The 22,047-nt window shown below is 72.5% G+C and carries 17 protein-coding genes and 1 pseudogene; 13 read left to right on the forward strand and 5 right to left on the reverse strand.

The window, feature by feature from the left end; translation table 11 throughout:
* Positions 1 to 36: 36 nt before the first annotated feature.
* Entirely contained in the window at positions 37 to 1,341 is a 1,305-nt protein-coding gene (paaK, locus tag JK359_RS21890) for a phenylacetate--CoA ligase PaaK (RefSeq protein ID WP_201838153.1), read from the reverse strand.
* 294 nt (positions 1,342 to 1,635) lie between these two features.
* Here paaK and JK359_RS21895 point away from each other — a divergent pair, with 294 nt between their 5' ends.
* Complete coding sequence (locus tag JK359_RS21895; RefSeq protein ID WP_201838155.1) at positions 1,636 to 2,493, forward strand: alpha/beta fold hydrolase; 858 nt, start codon at positions 1,636 to 1,638, stop codon at positions 2,491 to 2,493.
* A gap of 55 nt (positions 2,494 to 2,548) precedes the next feature.
* A pseudogene (locus JK359_RS21900) lies at positions 2,549 to 3,244 on the forward strand (alpha/beta fold hydrolase); the annotation flags it as partial.
* Between the two features lie 4 nt (positions 3,245 to 3,248).
* On the opposite strand, the gene JK359_RS21905 reads toward JK359_RS21900, so the two are convergent.
* Complete coding sequence (locus JK359_RS21905; protein WP_201838159.1) at positions 3,249 to 4,868, reverse strand: acyl-CoA synthetase; 1,620 nt, start codon at positions 4,866 to 4,868, stop codon at positions 3,249 to 3,251.
* A gap of 189 nt (positions 4,869 to 5,057) precedes the next feature.
* On the opposite strand from JK359_RS21905, the gene JK359_RS21910 reads away from it, so the two are divergent.
* The 9 genes from JK359_RS21910 (at position 5,058) to JK359_RS21950 (ending at position 14,272) form a co-directional block, all read left to right on the forward strand.
* Positions 5,058 to 5,858, forward strand: a complete 801-nt coding sequence (locus tag JK359_RS21910; protein WP_201838160.1) for a crotonase/enoyl-CoA hydratase family protein — start codon at positions 5,058 to 5,060, stop codon at positions 5,856 to 5,858.
* 14 nt (positions 5,859 to 5,872) lie between these two features.
* Complete coding sequence (locus JK359_RS21915) at positions 5,873 to 6,823, forward strand: Zn-ribbon domain-containing OB-fold protein (RefSeq protein WP_201838162.1); 951 nt, start codon at positions 5,873 to 5,875, stop codon at positions 6,821 to 6,823.
* Positions 6,820 to 7,890, forward strand: coding sequence for a thiolase family protein (locus JK359_RS21920; protein WP_201838164.1), 1,071 nt, complete (start codon positions 6,820 to 6,822; stop codon positions 7,888 to 7,890). Before JK359_RS21915 ends, JK359_RS21920 begins: the two co-directional genes overlap by 4 nt.
* Positions 7,887 to 9,053 (forward strand): thiolase family protein, encoded by a 1,167-nt coding sequence (locus JK359_RS21925; protein ID WP_201838166.1) that lies wholly within the window; start codon positions 7,887 to 7,889, stop codon positions 9,051 to 9,053. The genes JK359_RS21920 and JK359_RS21925 overlap by 4 nt, the downstream gene beginning before the upstream one ends.
* A 117-nt stretch (positions 9,054 to 9,170) precedes the next feature.
* Positions 9,171 to 9,413, forward strand: a complete 243-nt coding sequence (locus tag JK359_RS21930; protein WP_201838168.1) for a DUF397 domain-containing protein — start codon at positions 9,171 to 9,173, stop codon at positions 9,411 to 9,413.
* Between the two features lie 142 nt (positions 9,414 to 9,555).
* Positions 9,556 to 10,458 carry a universal stress protein gene (locus tag JK359_RS21935; protein ID WP_201838169.1) on the forward strand — a complete coding sequence of 301 codons (903 nt, stop codon included), beginning with the start codon at positions 9,556 to 9,558 and terminating at the stop codon, positions 10,456 to 10,458.
* A 200-nt stretch (positions 10,459 to 10,658) separates the two neighbouring features.
* Entirely contained in the window at positions 10,659 to 11,900 is a 1,242-nt protein-coding gene (locus JK359_RS21940) for an extracellular catalytic domain type 1 short-chain-length polyhydroxyalkanoate depolymerase (RefSeq protein WP_201838171.1), read from the forward strand.
* Between the two features lie 186 nt (positions 11,901 to 12,086).
* A complete protein-coding gene (locus tag JK359_RS21945) occupies positions 12,087 to 13,619 on the forward strand; it encodes a 3-hydroxybutyrate oligomer hydrolase family protein (protein WP_236678237.1) in 1,533 nt (510 codons plus the stop codon).
* A 155-nt stretch (positions 13,620 to 13,774) separates the two neighbouring features.
* Positions 13,775 to 14,272, forward strand: coding sequence for a glycosyltransferase family protein (locus tag JK359_RS21950; RefSeq protein ID WP_201838174.1), 498 nt, complete (start codon positions 13,775 to 13,777; stop codon positions 14,270 to 14,272).
* Between the two features lie 17 nt (positions 14,273 to 14,289).
* On the opposite strand, the gene JK359_RS21955 is transcribed toward JK359_RS21950, so the two are convergent.
* Together JK359_RS21955 and JK359_RS21960 are read right to left on the reverse strand one after the other, a co-directional pair.
* The gene (locus tag JK359_RS21955) at positions 14,290 to 16,260 is read right to left on the reverse strand and encodes an N-acetylmuramoyl-L-alanine amidase (RefSeq protein WP_201838176.1); all 1,971 of its coding nucleotides are present in this window, start codon (positions 16,258 to 16,260) and stop codon (positions 14,290 to 14,292) included.
* A gap of 459 nt (positions 16,261 to 16,719) precedes the next feature.
* Entirely contained in the window at positions 16,720 to 17,865 is a 1,146-nt protein-coding gene (locus JK359_RS21960; RefSeq protein ID WP_201838178.1) for an aminoglycoside phosphotransferase family protein, read from the reverse strand.
* Between the two features lie 333 nt (positions 17,866 to 18,198).
* Here JK359_RS21960 and JK359_RS21965 point away from each other — a divergent pair, with 333 nt between their 5' ends.
* Positions 18,199 to 19,689, forward strand: a complete 1,491-nt coding sequence (locus JK359_RS21965) for a DNA-binding protein NsdB (RefSeq protein ID WP_201838180.1) — start codon at positions 18,199 to 18,201, stop codon at positions 19,687 to 19,689.
* Positions 19,690 to 19,832: 143 nt separating this feature from the next.
* Here JK359_RS21965 and JK359_RS21970 read toward each other — a convergent pair whose 3' ends face one another.
* Positions 19,833 to 21,263: a PP2C family protein-serine/threonine phosphatase gene (locus JK359_RS21970; protein WP_201838182.1), complete on the reverse strand. Its 1,431-nt coding sequence runs from the start codon at positions 21,261 to 21,263 to the stop codon at positions 19,833 to 19,835.
* Between the two features lie 348 nt (positions 21,264 to 21,611).
* Between JK359_RS21970 and JK359_RS21975 the strand changes: the two genes are divergently transcribed.
* Positions 21,612 to 22,025, forward strand: a complete 414-nt coding sequence (locus tag JK359_RS21975) for an SsgA family sporulation/cell division regulator (protein WP_201838186.1) — start codon at positions 21,612 to 21,614, stop codon at positions 22,023 to 22,025.
* Positions 22,026 to 22,047 lie beyond the last annotated feature (22 nt).

The raw sequence follows: 22,047 nt of genomic DNA on the forward strand, positions 1-22,047 counted from the left end.
CCCGCGGCCCCTGGACGCGGGGAACTGCGGGCCGGCCTACCCTGCGTCGCGGGGTCGCAGGTCCATGATCCGGCGGATCTTGCCCACCGATCGCTCGAGGGTCTCCGGCTCCACGATCTCCACGTCGACCGACACACCGATGCCGTCCTTGACGGCGGCGACGATGGACCGGGCAGCCGCCTCCCGGACCTCCGGCGGAGCGTCCGGGCGGGCCTCGGCCCGGACGGTCAGACAGTCCAGGCGGCCCTCCCGGGTGAGCCGCAGCTGGAAGTGCGGAGCCACTCCGGGCGTGCGCAGCACGATCTCCTCGATCTGGGTCGGGAACAGGTTGACCCCGCGCAGGATCACCATGTCGTCACTGCGCCCGGTGACCTTCTCCATCCGCCGGAACGCCCGGGCCGTGCCCGGCAGCAGCCGGGTGAGGTCGCGCGTCCGGTAGCGGATGATCGGCATGGCCTCCTTGGTCAGCGAGGTGAAGACCAGCTCGCCCCGCTCGCCCTCCGGCAGCACCTCGCCGGTGAGGGGATCGACGACCTCGGGATAGAAGTGGTCCTCCCACACGTGGAGACCGTCCTTGGTCTCCACGCACTCCTGGGCCACACCGGGACCGATCACCTCGGACAGTCCGTAGATGTCGACGGCGTCGATCGAGAACCGCTCCTCGATCTCGCGGCGCATCCGCTCGGTCCAGGGCTCGGCGCCGAAGATCCCCACGCGCAGGGAGGTACTGCGCGGGTCCACGCCCTGCCGCTCGAACTCGTCCAGCAGCGTGAGCATGTAGGAGGGGGTCACCATGATGACGGACGGTTCCAGGTCGCGGATCAGCTGCACCTGGCGGGCCGTCATGCCGCCGGAGGCCGGGACGACCGTACAGCCCAGGCGCTCGGCACCATAGTGGGCGCCCAAGCCACCCGTGAACAGCCCGTAGCCGTAGGCCACATGTGCGATGTCGCCGGGCCGTCCGCCGGCCGCGCGGATGGACCTCGCCACCATGTCCGCCCACATGGAAAGGTCGTTGTCCGTGTAGCCGACCACCGTGGGGCGTCCCGTGGTGCCGCTGGAGGCGTGCAGCCGGCGGACCTTCTCCCGTGGCACGGCGAACATGCCGTACGGGTAGTTCTCCCGCAGGTCGGCCTTGGTCGTGAAGGGGAAGTGGGCCAGGTCGGCGAGTGTACGGCAGTCCTCCGGGCGGACGCCGGCCTTGTCGAAGGAGTCCCGGTAGAACGGCACGTTCTCGTACGCGTGGCGGAGCGAGGTACGCATCCGCTCCAGCTGGAGGGCACGCAGTTCCTCGGGCCCGAGCCGTTCGCCCGCGTCGAGCAGGTCCGTCACATCCGCCATCGGGACGTCTCCTCACCAGCCACACATTCCGGACGACCGATCATTCGGTCGATGTTTCCATGGTCAGTAATTCAGGCCGTTCCGGCCGCAGGCAAGGGGTCTGCGGAATTTTTCCCGGCCGGAGCCGGCGGAAGCGCGGGCGCGGGGCGGGAGAAGCAGGGACGCCGACCGGGAGAAGCCGCGGGCGCCGGCCGGAAGTGGACGGCGGGCGCGGGGCGAGGGGCGCGGCGTGGGGCACGGCCGGTGTCCTGAAATGCGTTGCGGGCGGGCGGGGCGTCCCGTGATGATCAGCGCATGCCGACCTTCACCGCAGCCGACGGCACCCGGCTCGCCTACCACCTGCGGGGCGCCGGAGAGCCCCTCGCCGTCCTCCCCGGTGGTCCCATGCGTGCCTCCGCCTACCTCGGGGATCTCGGTGGGCTCACCGCGCACCGCCGGCTGGCCCTGCTCGACCTGCGGGGCACCGGTGACTCCGGGGAGCCGGCGGACCCGGCCACGTACCGCTGTGACCAGATGGTCCGGGACGTGGAGGCCTGGCGGGCGCACATGGGTCTGGAACGCATGGATCTGCTCGCTCACTCGGCAGGTGCCGCCCTGGCGATGCTCTACGCGGCCCGCCATCCGCACCGGATACGCCGACTGGTGCTCCTCACCCCCAACCCCTCCGCCCTGGGCATCCGGGCCACGCCCGAGGACCGGCTGGCCGCGGCCCGGCTGCGCGCGGACGAGCCGTGGTTCGACGAGGCGTTCCCCGCCTTCCGGGCCTGGCTCGCGGGCGAGTCGGACTTCGACGACGTCTTCCTGCCCTTCTTCTACGGCCGCTGGGACGACACCGCCCGGGCACACACCGACGCCGAACTGGAGCAGAGCAACGACGAGGCGGGCGAACGCTACTTCGCCGAGGGTGCCTTCACCCCGGATGCGACCCGGAGCGCCCTCGCCACCCTGGCCGCGCCGGTCCTCGTGTACGCGGGCGAGCTGGACGGCGGTCCACGCCCGGGCCTCGCCCGTCGCGCCGCCGAGGCCTTCCCGAACGCCGAGGTGACGGTCCAGCCCGGCGCCGCCCACTACCCGTGGCTGGACGACCCCGAGCGGTTCCGTGACTCCGTCGCCGCATTTCTCGCCGAGCCCGCGGCCGGCACTCTGCCCTGAGCAGAGCGGGCACCGCACGCCGTGCCGCCGAACTAGCGTGACTCGCATGGAGACCACCGCACCGCACACCGTCCGGGCAGGCGGACTCACGCTGGCCTGCCGCACCTGGGGCCCGGCGGGTGCCCCGCCCGTCCTCCTGCTGCACTGCCGGGGCGCCGACGGCGGCGACTGGACCCGGATCGCCGAACGCCTCGCGGCGTCCCCGCGTCCCCGCCGGGTGTACGCCCCCGACCTGCGCGGCCACGGCCGCAGCGACTGGCCCGGCGAGTACCGGCTGGAGGCCATGAGCGAGGACGTCCGTGCCCTGCTGACAACCCTCGGCCTGACGAGCGTCGACGTGGTGGGGCATTCGCTCGGCGGGGTCGTCGCCTACCTGCTGGCCCAGCGTCACCCCGGCGTCGTGAGCCGCCTCGTGCTGGAAGACGTGGGCGCGCCGGTCCCGCTGGATCCGCCCCGCCCGCCCGCGGAACGGCCCGCCGGCGAGCTGCCGTTCGACTGGGCGATGGTGCGGGCCACCGACGAGCAGCGCAACGCACCCGATCCCGTGTGGTGGGACCACATGGACCGGATCACCATGCCCACTCTGGTCATCGCGGGTGGAGCAGCAAGCCACATTCCTCAGGACCAGGTCGCGAAGCTGGCGGACCTCATCCCGGGCGCCTCGTTGGTCACCGTCGACGCCGGGCACCTCGTCCACGAGGCCCGCCCGGAGGAGTTCCTCGCCCTGGTGGAGGAGTTCCTCGAGCGGTGACGGGCTACGGGCGCTCCGCCGCCACCGCCACCTCCCGCGCCCACCGGTAGTCGGCCTTGCCGCTCGGCGACCGCTGGACGGCGTCCGTGATCACCAGCTGGCGGGGGATCTTGTAGCCCGCCAGCCGGGTGCGGCAGTGGTCCTGGATGTCGGCCAGCGAGGGCCGCGGCGCCCCCGTGCGCAGTTGCACCACGGCGGCCACGTGGTAGCCCCATCGGGTGTCCGGCACCCCGGCGACCAGCGCGTCGTACACGTCGGGGTGTGCCTTGAGGGCCTGCTCGACCTCTTCCGGGTAGACCTTCTCGCCCCCGGTGTTGATGCACTGCGAGCCGCGCCCCAGGACGGTGACCACGCCGTCCTCGTCGACCGTCGCCATGTCGCCCAGCAGCACCCAGCGCCGGCCGTCCTTCTCGAAGAACGTCTCGGCGGTCTTCGCCGGGTCGTTGTAGTACCCGAGCGGCACATGGCCGCACTGCGCGACCCGGCCCACCTCGCCGACGGCGACCGGTTCGTACGTTCCCGGATCCACCACCTGCGTACGGGAGTTGACCCGGATGCGGAAGCCGCGTTCGGGTCCGGAGTCCTCGGTCGCGGTGCCGTTGAAACCGGACTCCGAGGAGCCGAAGTTGTTCAGCAGCAGGGCGTTCGGGACCAGTGCGCGGAACTGGCTGCGCACCGTCTCGGACATGATCGCGCCCGATGAGGAGACGCTGAACAGCGAGGAGCAGTCGGTGCCCTTCATCGGGCCGGCGAGCGCGTCGATCAGCGGCCGGAGCATCGCGTCACCGACGAGGGACACGCTGGTGACCTTCTCCCGCTCGACCGTCCGCAGCACCTCCTCGGGCACGTACTTGCGGTGCAGGACGACCCGCTGCCCGAAGTTGAAGCCGATGAACGCGGTGAGCGTCGAGGTGCCGTGCATCAGCGGGGGAGTGGGGAAGAAGGTGATCCCGGAGCCGCCCGCGGCGACCCGCTCGGCCAGTTCCTCCGGCGCCTTCACCGGCTCCCCGGTCGGTGCCCCGCCGCCCAGCCCGGCGAAGAACAGGTCCTCCTGGCGCCACATCACCCCCTTGGGCATGCCGGTCGTGCCACCGGTGTAGATGATGAACTGGTCGTCCCCGGAACGCGCGGGAAAGCCCCGCCCGGGAGATCCCGCGGCCTCCGCGGCGGCGAACGGCACCGCCCCCGGCACCGTCTCGGCGGCCGGTGCGCCCACCCGCAGCAGGTGCCGCAGCTTCGGCGCCCGCGGCAGCGCACCCGCCACCCGGTCCTCGAACTCCGCGTCGAAGACCAGCGCGACCAGGTCGGCGTCCCGGTACAGGTACACCAGCTCTTCTTCCACGTAGCGGTAGTTCACGTTCACCGGAACGATCCTGGCCTTCAGGCAGGCCAGCACCGTCTGCAGGTACTCGACCCCGTTGTACAGGTGCAGGCCCAGGTGCTCACCGGGGCGGATCCCGCTGTCGAGGAGGTGGTGGGCGATGCGGTTGGCGGCGGCGTCGAGCCCCGCGTAGGCCAGCCGGCGTTCCGCGCCCGTGCCGGGACGGTCGAGGTACACGAGCGCCTCGCGGTCCGGGACCACGTCGACGACCGACTCGAACAGGTCGGCAAGGTTGTACTCCACCGCTTCCTCCTGACCCCGGCAGCCCTGGCGAAGAGAGGCGCATCCGTCGGTTCGCCGGTCATCAGAGCAAAGCGCGGGGCAACTGGGAAGGCCCCGCGCGCAACAAATCTGACTGTCTGTCAGAAAACCCTTGAAGTGCCTCCTCGCCTCCTGCAACCTGTTCTCGTTCTGACCGAGGGGAGATGGCCCATGGGTGGGACGGAACACCTCACCGTGCAGCGGGAAGGCGCCACACTGGTGCTCACGCTCAACCGGCCCGACGCAAAGAACGCGCTCTCACTGGCGATGCTCGTCGGCCTGTACGACGGCTGGATCGAGGCCGACGCGGACGACTCCGTCCGCTCGATCGTGCTCACCGGGGCCGGCGGCGCGTTCTGCGCCGGCATGGACCTGAAGGCCCTGGCCGGCGACGGCATGCAGGGACAGCAGTACCGCGACCGCCTCAAGGCCGATCCCGACCTGCACTGGAAGGCCATGCTGCGCCACCACCGCCCGCGCAAACCGGTGATCGCCGCCGTCGAGGGCCACTGCGTCGCCGGCGGCACCGAGATCCTCCAGGGCACCGACATCCGGGTCGCCGGCGAGTCCGCGACCTTCGGCCTGTTCGAAGTCAGGCGCGGCCTGTTCCCGATCGGCGGCTCCACCGTCCGCCTCCAGCGCCAGATCCCGCGCACCCACGCCCTGGAGATGCTCCTCACCGGACGCCCCTACAGCGCCCGGGAGGCCGCCGGCATCGGCCTGATCGGACACGTCGTCCCCGACACCACCGCCCTCGCCAAAGCCCTGGAGATCGCCGAACAGATCAACGCCTGCGGCCCGCTCGCGGTCGAGGCGGTCAAGGCGTCCGTGTACGAGACCGCCGAACTGACCGAGACCGAGGGTCTCGCCGCCGAACTCACCCGCGGCTGGCCGGTCTTCGACACCGCCGACGCCAAGGAGGGTGCACGCGCCTTCGCGGAGAAGCGGCCCCCCGTCTACAAGCGCGCCTGATCCGAGGAGCCCCCATGCCCGAAGCCCTCAAAGCGCCACTCGTCGTCGAGTTCCCCTTCACCCGCTCCCTCGGCCCCGTCCAGAGCGCCTTCCTGACCGGACTCCGCGAACGGGTCGTCCTCGGCGTGCGGACCACGGACGGCCGCACCCTGGTCCCGCCCGTCGAGTACGACCCCGTCACCGCCGACGAGATCCGCGACCTGGTGGAGATCGCGCCCACGGGCACGGTCACCACCTGGGCCTGGAACCACGCACCCCGCCGCGGCCAGCCCCTGTCCACCCCGTTCGCCTGGGTCCTGGTCCGGCTCGACGGCGCCGACACCGCCCTCCTGCACGCCCTGGACGCCCCCGGACCCGATGCCGTCCGCACCGGCATGCGGGTGCGCATCCGCTGGGCGGCGGAGCCCACCGGGGCCATCACCGACATCGCCTGCTTCGAGCCGTACGACGGCGAACCGGAACAACCCCGCGGTCACAGCGGCGAGTTCGCCGATCCGCTCACTGGGATCGTCGCCCACGCCCGCCTCGACTACACCTACTCACCCGGCCGCGCCCAGTCCGCCTACATCCACGCCCTCTCCGAACGACGGATCGTCGGAGAGCGCTGCCCCTCCTGCCGCAAGGTCTACGTCCCGCCGCGGGGCGCCTGCCCCACATGTGGTGTCGCCACAGCCGAACAAGTGCAAGTGGGTCCACGGGGCACAGTCACCACCTTCTGCATCGTCAACATCAAGGCTTCTCACACGGCGAATCTCGACATCGACGTGCCGTACGTCTACGCACACATCGCCCTCGACGGCGCCGACCTCGCCCTGCACGCCCGGATCGGCGGCATCCCCTACGACCAGGTGCGCATGGGGCTGCGTGTCGAACCGGTGTGGACCGAGGGCGCCCGCTTCCCGGACCACTACCGGCCCACCGGCGAACCCGACGCCGACTACGAGACGTACAAGGAGCTGCTGTGACCAGCCAGGAAGCCCCCGGCCCCCGGGACATCGCCGTCGTCGCCTTCGCACAGACCGACCACCGGCGCTCCACCGAGGACTCCTCCGAGGTCGAGATGCTCATGCCGGTCCTGCACGAGGTCCTGGCCCGTACCGGCCTGAAGACCTCCGACATCGGCTTCACCTGCTCCGGCTCCAGTGACTACCTTGCCGGCCGTGCCTTCTCCTTCACCCTCGCCCTGGACGGCGTCGGCGCCTGGCCGCCGATCTCCGAGTCGCACGTCGAGACGGACGGCGCCTGGGCGCTGTACGAGGCCTGGACCAAGCTGCTCACCGGAGAAGCCGACACCGCCCTCGTCTACTCCTACGGCAAGTGCTCACCCGGCTCGGTCCGGGACGTGCTCACCCGCCAGCTCGACCCCTACTACCTCGCCCCCCTGTGGCCCGACGCGGTCGCCCTCGCCGCCCTCCAGGCGCAGGCCCTCATCGACGCCGGGCACACCGACGAACCCGCCCTCGCGGCCGTCGGCGCCCGCAGCCGCGCCGACGCCCGCACCAACCCCCACGCCCAGCTCAGGGGGCCGGCACCGCAGGGCGACTACGTCGTACGGCCGCTGCGCGCCGGCGACTGCCCGCCCGTCGGGGACGGCGCCGCCGCCGTCGTCCTCGCGGCGGGGGACCGGGCCCGCCGGCTGTGCGCACGGCCCGCCTGGATCCGGGGCATCGACCACCGCATCGAGGCCCACGGCCTCGGCGTGCGCGACCTCACCGACTCGCCCTCCGCCCGGCTCGCCGCCGAGAACGCGGGCGCCTTCGAACGCCCCGTCGACACCGCCGAGCTGCACGCACCCTTCAGCTCCCAGGAGGTGGTCCTGCGCCGGGCCCTCCGCCTCGACGACAGCGTGTGCGTCAACCCCTCCGGCGGCGCCCTCGCCGCCAACCCGATCATGGCGGCCGGACTCATCCGCATCGGCGAGGCGGCCGCCCGCATCCACCGCGGCGCCTCCGACCGCGCCCTCGCCCACGCCACCTCCGGCCCCTGCCTGCAGCAGAACCTGGTCGCCGTACTCGAAGGGGATCCCCGATGAGCAAGGAGCCCGTGGCCGTGACAGGAGTCGGCCAGACCAAGCACGTCGCCGCCCGCCGGGACGTGTCGATCGCCGGACTCGTCCGCGAGGCGGCCCTGAGGGCTCTCGAGGACGCCGAGGCGACCTGGGCCGACATCGACGCCGTCGTCATCGGCAAGGCGCCCGACTTCTTCGAGGGCGTGATGATGCCCGAGCTGTACCTCGCCGACGCCCTCGGCGCCGTCGGCAAACCCATGCTGCGGGTGCACACCGCAGGCTCGGTCGGCGGGTCCACCGCGCTCGTCGCGGCCAACCTCGTCGCCGCCCGCGTCCACAGCACCGTCCTCACCCTCGCCTTCGAAAAACAGTCCGAGTCCAACGCCATGTGGGGCCTCTCCCTGCCCATCCCCTTCCAGCAGCCCCTGCTCGCCGGCGCGGGCGGCTTCTTCGCGCCCCATGTGCGCGCCTACATGCGGCGCAGCGGCGCCCCCGACACCATCGGCGCCCTCGTCGCCCACAAGGACCGGCGCAACGCCCTCAAGAACCCCTACGCCCACCTCCACGAGCACGACATCACCCTCGAAAAGGTGTTGGCGTCGCCCATGTTGTGGGACCCCATTCGCTACTCCGAGACCTGTCCGTCCTCCGACGGCGCCTGCGCCATGGTCCTCACCGACCGGGCCGGCGCCGCCCGCGCGCCCCGGCCGCCCGCCTGGCTGCTCGGCGGCGCCATGCGCAGCGAACCCACCCTGTTCGCCGGCAAGGACTTCGTCTCCCCGCAGGCCGGCAAGGACTGCGCCGCCGACGTCTACCGGCAGGCCGGCATCGCCGACCCGCGCCGGGACATCCACGCAGTCGAGATGTACGTGCCGTTCTCGTGGTACGAGCCCATGTGGCTGGAGAACCTGGGCTTCGCCGCGGAGGGCGAGGGCTGGAAGCTCACCGAGTCCGGCGTGACCGGACTCGACGGGGACCTGCCGGTCAACATGTCGGGCGGCGTGCTGTCCACCAATCCCATCGGGGCCTCCGGCATGATCCGCTTCGCCGAGGCCGCCCTCCAGGTGCGCGGCCAGGCCGGAGAACACCAGGTGGACGGCGCCCGCAGGGTGCTCGGGCACGCCTACGGCGGAGGCTCCCAGTTCTTCTCCATGTGGCTCGTGGGCGCCGAGCCCCCCGACTCCTGACGGCCCGTCCGGAGCGGTCCGGACGGACTCCCGAAAGGTCCTCTTCACGTGGCCTGTCCTGGGTAGCGAGCGGTCGCTAGGCTGGCCCGCGGACGACGAACCGGGAGGAGCACGGACGTGGCCGAGAGCATCACCCAGCAGCAGCCGCTCGCGGGCTGGGACAAGCCGGAGCTGGATCTCAGCAGGGCCGAGTGGCAGTCCAGCAGCCGAGGTCTGGGCGATGTCCAGATCGCCTTCATCGAGGGCTTCATCGCGATGCGCAACAGCGACCGGCCGGAGAGCCCTTCTCTGATCTTCACCCCCGCGGAATGGGGCGCCTTCGTCTCCGGCGCCCGTGAGGGCGAGTTCGACCTCACCTGACGCCTCCGCGAGATCCTCACCTGATCCGGGGGTGTTACGGCCGGAATTCCGGACACGCGACGCAGCAGCGCCCTGCCGGGGCACCCGCCTGAGCGAGGCTGGCCCCAGCAAGGGGAAGGTCGTGCTCCGGAGGTGAGGAACGATGAGCGCTGCCCCGGTCATCGCCGCGGTCGACGGTTCCGAGGACAGCTTGCGCGCCCTGGACTGGGCCCTGGACACCGCCCGCCGCCGCGCGGCACCGCTGCGCGTCGTGCACGTGCGCCAGTACGCCGCCTGGGGCCAGGCCGACGTACTGGTCGCCGCACCGCCCGAGGCGGAGGGCGACCCGGTGCTCGACGAGGTGCGCACCCGGCTCACGGACCGCACCGGGGTCCCGGAGGTGGAGTACGTCGCCCTGGAGGGCGTCCCGGGCGCCGTGCTGCCCGAACTCGGCACCGGCGCACAGCTGCTGGTGCTGGGATCCCGGGGCCGCGGTGGCTTCGCCAGCCTGCTGCTCGGCTCCAACGGCCTCACCGCCGCCCGGGACGCCGAGTGCCCGGTGGTCGTCGTACCGCCGCCGGGCCGCGAGGTGCACGGGGAGGGACCCGTCGCGCCCGGACCCAGGGTGGTCGTCGGCCTGCACGTCGACAGCCCGGACGAGGGCGCCCTCGCCCTCGCCTTCGAGGAGGCCGCCCTCCGCCGGGCCCGGGTGCAGGTGATCGCCGCCTACCCCTGGCCCGTGCAGACCTGGTCGGCCCCCGGCCAGCCGGTGCCGCCCCCGGTCGACCGGGAGGTGGTGGAGAGCGAGACCCGCGCCCTCGCCGACGGCTTCCTCGCCCCGCACCGCCGACGGCACCCCGGGGTGCGCGCCGAGGCCGAGGCCCTGCCCGGCGACGCGGCCGGGCTCCTGGTCGCCGCCTCCAGGGACGCCGACCTGGTCGTGGTCGGCCGGCACCGCAGAAGGCTGCTCGCCCCGGCCCGCATGATGGGCTCGGTCACCCAGGCCGTGCTGTTGCACGCGGCGAGCCCGGTCGCGGTGGTGCCGCCGGCCCCGCCGGAGGAGTGAGGCCGCGGGAGAGACAGCGGTGTAGCAGACCGCACGGCACCCGGCAATCCCTCCGCGGCCGGGTCCCGCCGTGACGGCTGTGGTGCGCGACGCCATGGTGCCCGGACACACCCGAATCTAGGGTTCCGCCACCCCCGGCGCTCCGGGCGCCGCCCGTGTGCGGGAGCGGCCGGGACACATGTGCCACCGAAGGAGCCGCCATGTCCCCGCCCTCGTCCCGCACGGCACCGGGAGCGCCACCACGAGCCCGACTCCTGGGCCGTCTCCTCGCCGTCCTCGCCGTCGTCCTCGGCACTGCTCTCGCCGGGCCGACGCCCTCCGCCCACGCCTCCGTCACGCTCACCAGGGTGAGCGACTTCGGGTCCGACCCGGGCGCCCTCACCATGTACGTGTACCGGCCCGCCGGCCTGCCGGCCCACCCACCGGTCGTCGTGGCCCTGCACGGCTGCACGCAGAACGCCCAGGTCTACGCCGACAACTCCGGGCTGCCGCAACGCGCCGAACACGACGGCTTCCTGCTGGTGCTCGCCGAGACGGGCACCGCCAACAACCCGAACAAGTGCTTCAACTGGTTCCAGACCACCGACAACCGGCGCGGCCAGGGCGAGGCCCTGTCCATCCGGCAGATGGTCGCCCACGCCGTCACCGCCTACGGCGCCGACCCGCAGCGGGTCTACGTCACCGGTCTGTCCGCCGGCGGCGCGATGACCGCGGTCATGCTCGCCGCCTACCCCGACGTCTTCTCCGCCGGCGCGGTCGTCGCCGGCCTCCCTTACGACTGCGCCGCGGACACCAGCCCCTACACCTGCATGAACCCCGGCGTGGACAGAACTCCGGCCGACTGGGCCCGGCGGGTCCACGACGCCTACCCCTCGTACACCGGACCGTGGCCGCGCGCCGCCGTCTGGTACGGGGACCAGGACACCACCGTCGCACCCCGCAACGCCGCCGAACTGCGCGACCAGTGGACGTCGCTGCACGGGCTGTCCCAGACGCCCACGCGGACGGCGGTCATCGGGCCCGACGCCACCCGGCAGGAGCAGTACCTGGCCGCCGACGGCACGGTCGCCGTCGAGGTCGACCGTGTTCCGGGCATCGGGCACGGCACCCCGGTCGACCCCGGCACGGGCGGCGAGCAGTGCGGCAGCACCGGCGCCCCCTACTTCCTCGACTCGATCTGCTCCAGCCGCTGGATCGCCCGGTTCTTCGGCCTGGACACCTCAGAACCGGGTGACCCGGACCCCGGTGGCGGCGACACCGTCGCCTGCTGGACGGCGAGCAACTACGCCCACGTCGGGGCAGGACACGCCACCACCGGCGGCGGCTACACCTACGCCAACGGCTCCCACCAGAACATGGGCCTGTACAACACGTTCGTCACCCACACGCTCAGGGAGTCACCCACCGGCTACTTCACCATCGCCGACACCAGCTGTCCCTAGCCGTCCCTCGCTGCGCCCAGCTGTCCTTGACGGGAGCAAGGCCGGCCGGAGTCAGCCACCCCGCAGCGGGCCGCCATGGTGGCCGACGACTCCCTACGGGTCGTCAACATGGCGGCCCCACACATGTCCGCACCCACCACAGCGCCCCTAGCCTCCAGCGCGTCCCCAACCCGCCGGAGGAACCGCATGCTTCCCCACCGCCCGCACCACCCCGCCTCACCACCCGCCCGCCCGCACTACCCCGCCTCACCACCCGCCCGCCCGCACCACTCCGCCTCACCACCCGCCCGGCCGCACCACCCCGCCTCACCACCCGCCCGGCCGGCCCGGCGCACCGCACTGGGCGCGCTGTCGCTCGCCGCCGTCTGCTCGCTCCTGGTCAGCCCGGCCACGGCGGCACCCACCGGCCCGGGGACACCGCACAGCCACTGCGCCGGCCGGGCCCGCTTGCACGTGCCCGGCGCCGCCCGCCAGCACGCCGACTGCCTGGACGAGCTGACCACCGCCGGGACCGTGGCCTCCGGCCACACCGACCCGGCCGACTACGCGGGGCTCACCCCCAAGGACCTGCCCACCCCTACGGGCGCCCCCGGCATCCAGATCGACGGATACTTCCCCGACACCTCCACCACCAACACCAACCACGGCTGGCAGCACGACTCCCAGTTCGTCATCCGGCTGCCCGACCACTGGAACGGCGGACTCGTGGTCGCCGGAACCCCGGGCAACCGCGAGCAGTACGCCAACGACCGGGCCATCGCCGACTGGGTGCTCGCCCGCGGCTACGCCTACGCGGCCACCGACAAGGGCAACACGGGCACGGCCTTCTTCCGCGACGGCCGCCGGCCCGGCGATGCCATCGCCGAATGGAACACCCGCCTCACCCAGCTCACCCGTGCCGCCCGCACCGTGGTCACCCAGCGCTACCACCGCCCGCCCGCCCGCACCCTCGCCACCGGAATGTCCAACGGCGGCTATCTGGTGCGCCGGCAGCTGGAGAACCACCCGGAGCTGTACGACGGAGGTGTCGACTGGGAAGGCACCCTCTGGCGCTCGGACGGCCCCAGCCTGCTCACCTTCCTGCCGGCAGCCCTGCGCCACTACCCCGTCTACGCCGCCGGCGGCGCCGGAGCCGCCGAAGCGGAGGCGGCGCTGCACCGGGCCGGTTTCCCGGCCGGCTCGGAGTTCCTCTGGCCGTACCACCACCAGGTCTACTGGGACCTCACCCAGCGCATCTACCGCGAGGAACTCGACCCCGGCTACGACGGTGCCACAGAGGCGGGAACCCCGTACTGCGCCTCCGGCACCCCCGCGTGCGACGCGGACTACGACTACGCGGCCCGCCCGGCCGGGGTCCACCACGCGGTCGACCGCATCGCCCTCACCGGCCGCATCGGCAAACCGCTGATCACCCTCCAGGGCACCCTCGACGTGCTCCTCCCCATCAGCGAGGACTCCGACGTGTGGGCCCGCATGGTCCACCGGGCCGGACGCGGTTCCCTGCTGCGCTACTACCGCATCGAGGACGGCACCCACACCGACTCGCTGGCCGACGTCTTCCCCGGCCGGCTCCGTCCGATGGTGCCCTGCCACCGTTCCGCGTTCACGGCCCTGGAGCGGTGGATCGACGGGGGCGGCCCGCCGCCCGCCGACCGGACGGTGGCGCGCCCGGCCGGCGCCGACCCGGCGACCCTGCTCACCGGCTGCCCGCTGCGCTGAACCGCCCCGGGCGACCGGCCGTCCGGCGCGAGGAGCCGTGCGCCGCGCGAGCCGCCCGCCGTGACGGGCCGGCCCCCCGGCGAGCCGCCCGCCGCAGGTGATCTCCCGGGCGCCCGCACGCCACCCGGCGCAGCACGGGCACGTACCATGGCCGCATGTCGTTCCTCCGCCGCCGCAGCGCCACTCCTGCCGGACCCGAATTCGACGTGCTGGCCATGGACCCGGGCGACTGGCCGGGCAACCTCGGCGCGGGCCTGCTGCCCGCCCCCGACGGCACCTGCCAGGGCGTCTTCCTGCGCTACGACCTCTTCGGCGGCCGCGGCCCCGCCATGATCATCGGCAATCTGCCGGAGGGCTCCCCGGCCCGTGAGGTCGCCGAGGGGGAGATCCCCTTCGAGGTGGGCCAGCTGCTGCTGGCGCTGGAGAACGACGAGGAGGTCACCGTCGTCGAGACCGAGGACACGCCCGTCCTCCAGGGCGACAACCTCCTGATCGTGCGGCGTCTGAAGCTCTCCGAGAGCCGGATCTCCTGCGTCCAGTTCGACCGCAGCGACGGCGTCCTCGTGACCATCGCCGCCTGGGACCGCCCCATCACGGACGACCTGTACGCCCTGCTGAAGCCGCTCCCGGCGGAACTTTTCCAGCAGGGCTGAGGCACCGCCGCCCGCTGCTAGCGGGCGGCGTCCACGAGCCGGACGTCCGCGGCCCGGACGAATCCGATCCGGTGGCCGTACTGGATCTCGTAGTACAGGTCCTTGCCCACCACGACCCGGTGCGAGTCGGTCGTGAAGGTGACCGCGTAGTAGTACTCGCCCGGCACCTCGTCACCGGCCACGTACTTCTGCCCGGCCGGAATCGTGTACGGCAGCGGTACCACCGACTGAGCGGGAACGCCCGCCGGGTAGGCCTCCTTCTCCGGGTAGGCGCGGCCGTAGACCGGGATGCTCGTCAGGCCGTCTCCCGGGGTGACCACGAGCCCCTTCGCGGGCACCGCCGTCGGGTCCTTGCGCGGGTTCTGGAACCAGGCCTCCTGCCCCAGGTACCAGATGGCCGTCCAGTCGCCCCAGCGGTCGGCGACCGCGTACTGCTGGCCGGTGGAGACCCGGGAGGACAGATCGTTGACCCCGTCCGTCGGGTCCGTCTTCAGGCCGATGTCCCTGACCAGCGGGGCGGTCACGGAGTGGTCCGTGTACAGTCGCACGTCGCCGGAGCCGTGGGGTGTGCAGGGCACGCCCTTCGTGGTGCAGCCGGTGTAGACGGGCCGGTTCTCGTCGTAGTCCGGCAGGATCGTCACCACCCCGGAGTGCGGGCCGGCCGTGCGCCGGAACGGGTGGCCGAGCAGCCGGAAGTAGTGCCGCCAGTCCCAGTACGGGCCCGGGTCCGTGTGCATCCCCGGGATGGTGGAGGTGGTCGGCCCCGGTACGTTGCCGTGCCCGAGGATGTGCTGCCGGTCCAGCGGAATGTCGTACGTCCTGGCCAGGTACCGCACGAGCCGGGCCGAGGACCGGTACATCGCCTCCGTGTACCAGGCGTCCGGGCTGGCGAGGAAGCCCTCGTGCTCGATGCCGACCGACTTGGCGTTGACGTACCAGTTGCCGGCGTGCCAGGCGACGTCCTTCGCCTTGACGTGCTGGGCGATCAGTCCGTCGGTGGAGCGGATCGTGTAGTTCCAGGACACGTAGGTGGGATCCTGGATCAGCTTCATGACCCCGTCCCAGGCGCCCTCCGTGTCATGGATGACGATGTACTTGATGCTCTGTGACACCGGGCGGTCGCCGAGGTCGTGATTGCCGTAGTCCTGGTCGCCGAACTCCGCGTACGGGGCCGGAACCGAGGTGCAGGACACCGACCTGGGGCACTCGGTGTCGTCCGCGGGCAGCGTGCGCAGGCCGGCCCGTCGCAGCTGCGCGGTGTCGGGGGCCAGCCCCGGCCGGGCGGCCAGGACGACCAGTTGGCCGTCGTCCGTGGTGCGTTCCTCGCCCGTGCGCAGCACGTCGTACACGTCGTCGGCGTACGCGGCGGCGGTCGCCCTGTCGTCGGCGCCGGAGAACCGGGCCACCGCGCCGTACCAGTCGGCCGGGTCGGCGCTCAGCGGCTCGCCCAGCTCCTTCTGCGCGGCGGCGAGCAGGGCGGCGCCGCCGGCCACGTTCGCCGCCGGGTCGGTACGCAGCTCGTCGGCCGGGATGCCGGTCAGCTCGGCGGCCCTGGGCAGCGTCCTGAGGCGGGCCGGCACCGCGGACCCGGCCGGCGCCTCGACGGCGGGGTGCAGTGCGGGCCGCGCGGTGTCGCCCCGGGCGTCCTCCGCCCCTTCGGCGAGGTGTTCCGTGGCGGCGATCGCGGTCCGGGCGTCGGTGAGGTGCATCGGGCCGTAGCCGCCGGTCACGCTCGGCGCGCCGCCGTGCCGGTCCCATCGGGACTGCAGATAGGACACGGCCAGCAGCACGCTCTGCGGCACGTGGTAGTCGGCCGCCGCGCCGGCGAACGCCTGTTGCAGCCGGCCGGCGGTGGTTTCCGTGGTGGTGGGCGCCGGGGCTGCGCCGAGCAGAGGCAGCAACAGGGCCGCTGAGGCGAGCGGGACGGCGGTCCGCCGCAGACGTCTGTGGCCGGGCGTGGGCGTGGGGTCGGTGGCGGGTCCTCGCAATGCGGCCTCCTGTGACGGGCGGAGCGTGGCGGGGCTTGCGGCGCCGAGCTGGGTCAGTGGTACCGGCTGGCCGACGATCCGTCAATGATGCCTACAGCGCGGTGATTTCCCATGTCACGGAGGGTTTCGGCGAGTTTCGCGGCGGCGGTGCGCGGGCCTGCGGGGCGTCACTGGCATACACCAGTCACCGGGACGTGCGGCGTGGAACCAGGGGAGTCACTGGTCCGTGCTGTGTAGAACCAGGGAGGTCACTGGTCCGTGCGGCGTGGAACCAGGGGAGTCAGTGGTCCGGGCCGCGCGGAGAGAGGGGAGTCACCGGGCCGCGCGGAGAGAGGGGAGCCACTGGGCCGTGCGCGTGGCGCCACGAAGTCCCCGGGCCGGCCGCGTGGGAAACGGGTCCGGAGACGAAGGTCCGCGGTGCGCCGCCGCTCAGGGCGCACCGCGGAGCCGTCGTCCCCGTCAGCGAGTGCCGACCGCCGCACGGACGGCCCTGCGGGCCATCTGGCAGTCGTCGTGCAGCCGCCTGAGCAGCAGCCGCTGTTCCTCGCCGGACGGCGCAGCACCTGGGTGGGCCGTGCCAGGTGCCGCCGGGGCCGGATCGTGCATCGAACGCTGCACGGCCGTCTCGTACGTACGGATCTCCCGGGTGAGCAGGAGCATCAGGTTGACCAGGAAGGCGTCCCTGGAGGCCGGGCCCGCCGACTGGGCGATCTGGCTGATCTGCCGCCGGGCCACCGGCGCGTCCCCGAGGACCAGCCACAGCGTCGCCAGGTCGTACCCCGGCAGATACCAGCCCGCGTGCTCCCAGTCCACCAGCACTGGACCGGCCGGTGACAGAAGGATGTTCGAGAGCAGGGCATCGCCGTGGCAGAACTGGAGCATGCCGTGCCGGCCCACCTCGTGGGCGATGCCGTGCAGCAGCTTCTGCAGGTCGCCGAGGTCCCGGTCGGTGAGCAGGCCCAGCTCGTGGTACCGGGAGATACGGGCCGCGTAGTCCAGGGGCATGTCGAACGTGCCCGCCGGGGGCCGCCAGGCGTTCACCCGGCAGATCGCGCCGAGCGCGGCCCGGATGTCCGCGCGGGGCGGCGCTTCCGTCGGATGCCGCTGGAACGCTGCCGTCCGGCCTGGCATGCGCTCGATCACCAGCGTGCAGTTGTCCGGGTCCGCCGCGATCAGCCTCGGCACCCGCACTGGCGGCCGGTGCCGGACGAACGAGCGGTATGCGGCTATTTCCTGACGGCTCCGCTCCGCCCAGGCGGGCGAGTGGTCCAGGAGGCACTTGGCGACGGCCGTGCTGCGCCCCGTCGTCCCGACCAGGAGGACGGACCGTCCGCTGCGCCGCAGGACCTGCACCGGGGCGAACTCGGGGCAGATCCGGTGCACCGAGGCGAGTGCGGTGCGCAGCTGCGCGCCCTGGGGGCCGGACAGGTCCAGTCTCCCGCTGAGCGGTTGGGTCCCGGGCTGTCCGGGGAGCCGCCGGGGCCGGGCCGCGCCCAGCACGGGACTGCCCGGACGCGCCACCGGGTCGAGATACGGTCCGCCTCCCGCCGGGCGGGTGCGCAGCGGCCGGGGCGGGGCGGACACGGAGGACGATGCTGCGTACATGGGAGATACAGATCCCTTCGTGTGCCTGCGGTGCCTGCCTGTACGTCCGCACTCCGAACTCGTGCTCCGGTCTCGGTGGCCCGTGAGCGTGGTTTCGGAGGCGTGCGCCCACCCGGCCCGGTCGCCCGGACACACCCTGGGGAATGTGCCCGTCATATGCCGCTATGGGGCCGTCATATGGAGCTGGCGACCGGGTCGGGGTGGCTCGTTCCTACCTGACACCCGATGGCCAGTGGCACACCATCTGGCGGACCCTGGCGAACCGTGGCGAATAGTCGCCCGGCAACCTCCGCCGGGCTACTGTCAACTCAGCCGAGAACCTGGGGGCTTGACGTGAGCGGACAACCCAACACCCGCCTTGCGGACCTGTTCGGCCTGGCCGGCTGGTCCAAGGGCGAACTCGCGAGGCTGGTCAACCGGCAGGCGGCGGCCATGGGCCACCCCCAGCTGTCGACCGACACCTCCCGGGTGCGGCGTTGGATCGACATGGGAGAGATCCCGCGCGATCCGGTGCCGCGGGTGCTGGCGGCTCTGTTCACCGAGCGTCTCGGCCGTGTCGTGACCATCGAGGACCTCGGTCTGGTGCGGCACGGGCGTGCGGGGAAACGGCAGGGCGACGGGATCGAGGAACATCCCGACGGTGTGCCGTGGGCGCCCGAGCGAACCGCCGCGGTCCTCACCGAATTCACGGGAATGGACCTCATGCTCAACCGACGCGGCTTGGTGGGCGCGGGTGCCGCGCTCGCCGCGGGATCCACACTCAGCAGCGCCATGCACGACTGGCTCCGCACCGACCCGGCCCTCAGGGCCGACGCCCCTGTTCTCGACGACCCCCTGCACGCCGACCCCGCCGGGTTCGACCGCTACGAGGCCGCCCCCATCGGGTCGCAGGAGATCGAGGAACTCGAGCGCTCGGTCGAGGTCTTCCGCGCCTGGGACGCGGCCCGTGGCGGCGGGCTGCAGCGCAAGGCGGTCGTGGGCCAGCTCAACGAGGTGGGCGGCATGCTCGCCTACCACCACCCACCCCATCTCCAGCGGCGCCTGTGGGGCGTCGCCGCCAACCTGGCCGTCCTCGCGGGCTGGATGTCGCATGACGTCGGCCTGGAGCCCACGGCGCAGAAGTACTTCGTCATCGCCGCCCATGCCGCCCGGGAGGGCGGTGACCGGCCGCGCGCCGGTGAGGCGCTGTCCCGGGCGGCCCGGCAGATGGTGCACCTCGGCCGGCCGGACGACGCCCTGGACCTGATGAAGCTCGCCCAGTCCGGTGCCGGCGACCGCCTGCAGCCGCGTACGAAGGCGATGTTCCACACCATCGAGGCCTGGGCGCAGGCGTCGATGGGCAAGGGCCAGGCGATGCGCCGCACGCTCGGGCAGGCGGAGGACCTCTTCGTCTCCGAGCGGCAGGACGTGGAACCGCCCGACTGGATGCAGACCTTCAAGGACGAAGACCTGTACGGCATGCAGGCCCTGGCCTACCGCACGCTCGCGGAGTTCGACCCGAGCGCGGCCGCGCACGCCCAGTACTACGCCGAGAAGGCCCTGGCCCTGCGGATCGACGGACGCGAACGGTCCAAGATCTTCGACCATCTCTCCATGGCGTCGGCCTGCTTCATCGCCGACGACCCCGAACAGGCCGACCGCTACGCACGGCTGGCCCTGATGTCGATGGGCTCGAACTCCTCCCGCCGTACCTGGGACCGGCTGCGGCAGATGTACCGGCTGACCGCCGAGTACGCCGGCTACCCGGGGATCCACGAGCTGCGGGAGGAGATCAGGCTCGCCCTGCCCAAGCCGAGGAGCAAGGGAGACAGCGCACAGGCATAGGGGCCTGTGCGCCGCAGAACACCACCACACGATCCCGCAGGCCCGTGATCTCGATCCCGCAAACCTCCGGGTCAGTCCCTCATGGCCCGTGGACCGGTTCAGGCGGTCACCGGATCGGTTCGTTCAGGCGGTCATCGATCGGTTCACGCAGTCACCTGGGCGACGAGCACACATGCGTCGTCCTCGCGTCCGGCCCCGCCGAACTCTTCGACGACGGTGCGCACACAGTCCTGTGCCGTGCGTGCGGCGCCGAACCGTGGGGCGAGCGCGAGCAGTCGGTCCGCGGCGGCTGTCCTGCTGTGGCCCGGCAGCAGGCCGTCGGTGTGCAGGAGGAGGCGATCACCCGGATGCAGGGTGACGGCGGACTGTTCGTACACGGCGCCTGAGGAGGCGCCGAGGAGGACACCGCCGGGGGAGTTCAGCGCGCGCCCCGTTCCGTTGCGGTACAGCAGCGGGGCGGGGTGTCCTGCCTGTGCCCAGACGAGGGTGCGGGTCCCGGGCCGGTAGCGGCAGCAGACGGCGCTGCCGAGAGCGGGCTGCACAGTGGCGTCGAGTAACTGGTTGAGCATGGTGAGCAGACGGCCGGGCTCCGTGCCGGCCACGGCCATGCCGCGCACGGCACCGAGCAGCATCGCCATGCCCGAGGCCACGGCCACGCCCTGTCCGGTGAGGTCGCCGACGCTGAGCAGGGTCTGGCCGTCGGACAGCTCCAGGGCGTCGTACCAGTCGCCGCCGATGAGCGTCCGGGTCGCGGCCGGCAGCCGGTGGGCGGCGAGGTCGAGGGTCCCGGGCCCCTGGTGCGGGAGCCGCAGGGAGCCGCGCCATGGCGGTAGCACGGCTTCCTGCAGCTCGACCGCGATCCGGTGCTCGGTCTGTTCCCGCCGGCGGAGGCGGTGCAGCGAGTCACGGGTCTCGTGCTCCGTCCGTCGGCTGCGGTGCAGTTCGCTGACGTCGCGCAGCACCGCCCACATGGAGGTGGTGCCGCCGTCGGCGCCGAGCACGGGTTCGCCCATCATGTGCACGGTCCGCACGGAGGTGTCGGGCCGTACGACGCGGAACTCGCCGTCGATCGGCTTGGCGTCCACCAGGCAGTCCGTCACCATCGTGGTCAGCTTCGGCCGGTCCTCCTCCAGGACCAGCGCGGGCAGCTCGTCCAGGGTGAGGGCGGGGCGGTCGGGGTCGAGGCCGAGGATCTGGTACAGCTCCCCGGACCAGGTCGCCTCGTCCGTGAGCAGGTTCCATTCGGCGCTGCCGACGCGGCTGAGCAGCGAGCCGCGCGGGGCGGCGGCCGGTGTGGACGGGGCTCCGGGCGGCGCGGCGGGCTCGGCGCAGGCCGGGGCAGGTCCGTCCCGCAGCTGGGCCAGGTGGGCGTCCAGGTCGTCGAGTTGGTGCAGGGCGAGGTCGTACAGGGCGCGCTGCCAGCGCTCTTCGGGGTCCGCACCGTCGCTCCGGGTGTCCCGCCGTACGGCGTCCACGTCGCCCTTGAGCCGCCGCGTCTGCGTTATCAGCGCCTCGACCGAGCCGCGCTCCGGTGGCTGGGCGGCTGGGCGGTCCGCGGAGACTGGGGACGGCATGAAGCACTCCGTTGGGGGGACGGTACGGCGGGGACGACGGGGGGACCGTTACGACTGTTGCACAGGCCGCGACGCCCCGTAAGGGATTTGGCAACACACGATACGGTGGTGCTTCTGGCATATGCCAGAGTCTTCTCGGAGTGGTCCGTGTGTACGAATCGCGTACGTGTCGTGCAGGTCAAGTCGTAGACGTCCTACGTGAGTTGCTCCGTGGCAGTGGCCGATTTGCGGCGCCCGGGCGCATGTTCGACGCTTGTCCGTTCCCTCTTCGCATCAAGCGGCCGGTACCTGCCGATTTCTGACCGGATTTGGCGGCATGCGAGGGGCCCCCGGTGACTCCTTAATGGCATGGACATCATCGTCGAACAGTTCGCCCAGGCCCGGCTCATCACCGCCGAGGACCGCGAAGTCCCGGTGTCGGCCACGCTCCGCTATCTCGTGGGCGACCCGCTCGCCGTCTTCGTGGACTTCCCGGCAGAGGCCGCGCTGCACGGCGAGGAGGTCACCTGGACCTTCGCCCGCTCCCTGCTCGACCAGGGGCTGCGGGCCCCGGCCGGCGAAGGGGACGTACAGATATGGCCGTACGGCCGCACGCGCACGGTCCTGGAGTTCCACTCCCCGCACGGCATGGCCGTCCTGCAGTTCCCGGCCTCGGCGCTGCGGCGCTTCCTGGTCCGCACCTACGAGGTGGTGCCCTGCGGACACGAGGACCTGGCCGGGGTGGTGGAGCGGGGGCTGAGCACCCTGTTCGGCGGGGTGTGAGCCGGTCACCGCCGGCGCGACG

Source organism: Streptomyces actinomycinicus (genome assembly GCF_016741775.1).
Lineage (GTDB): Bacteria > Actinomycetota > Actinomycetes > Streptomycetales > Streptomycetaceae > Streptomyces > Streptomyces actinomycinicus.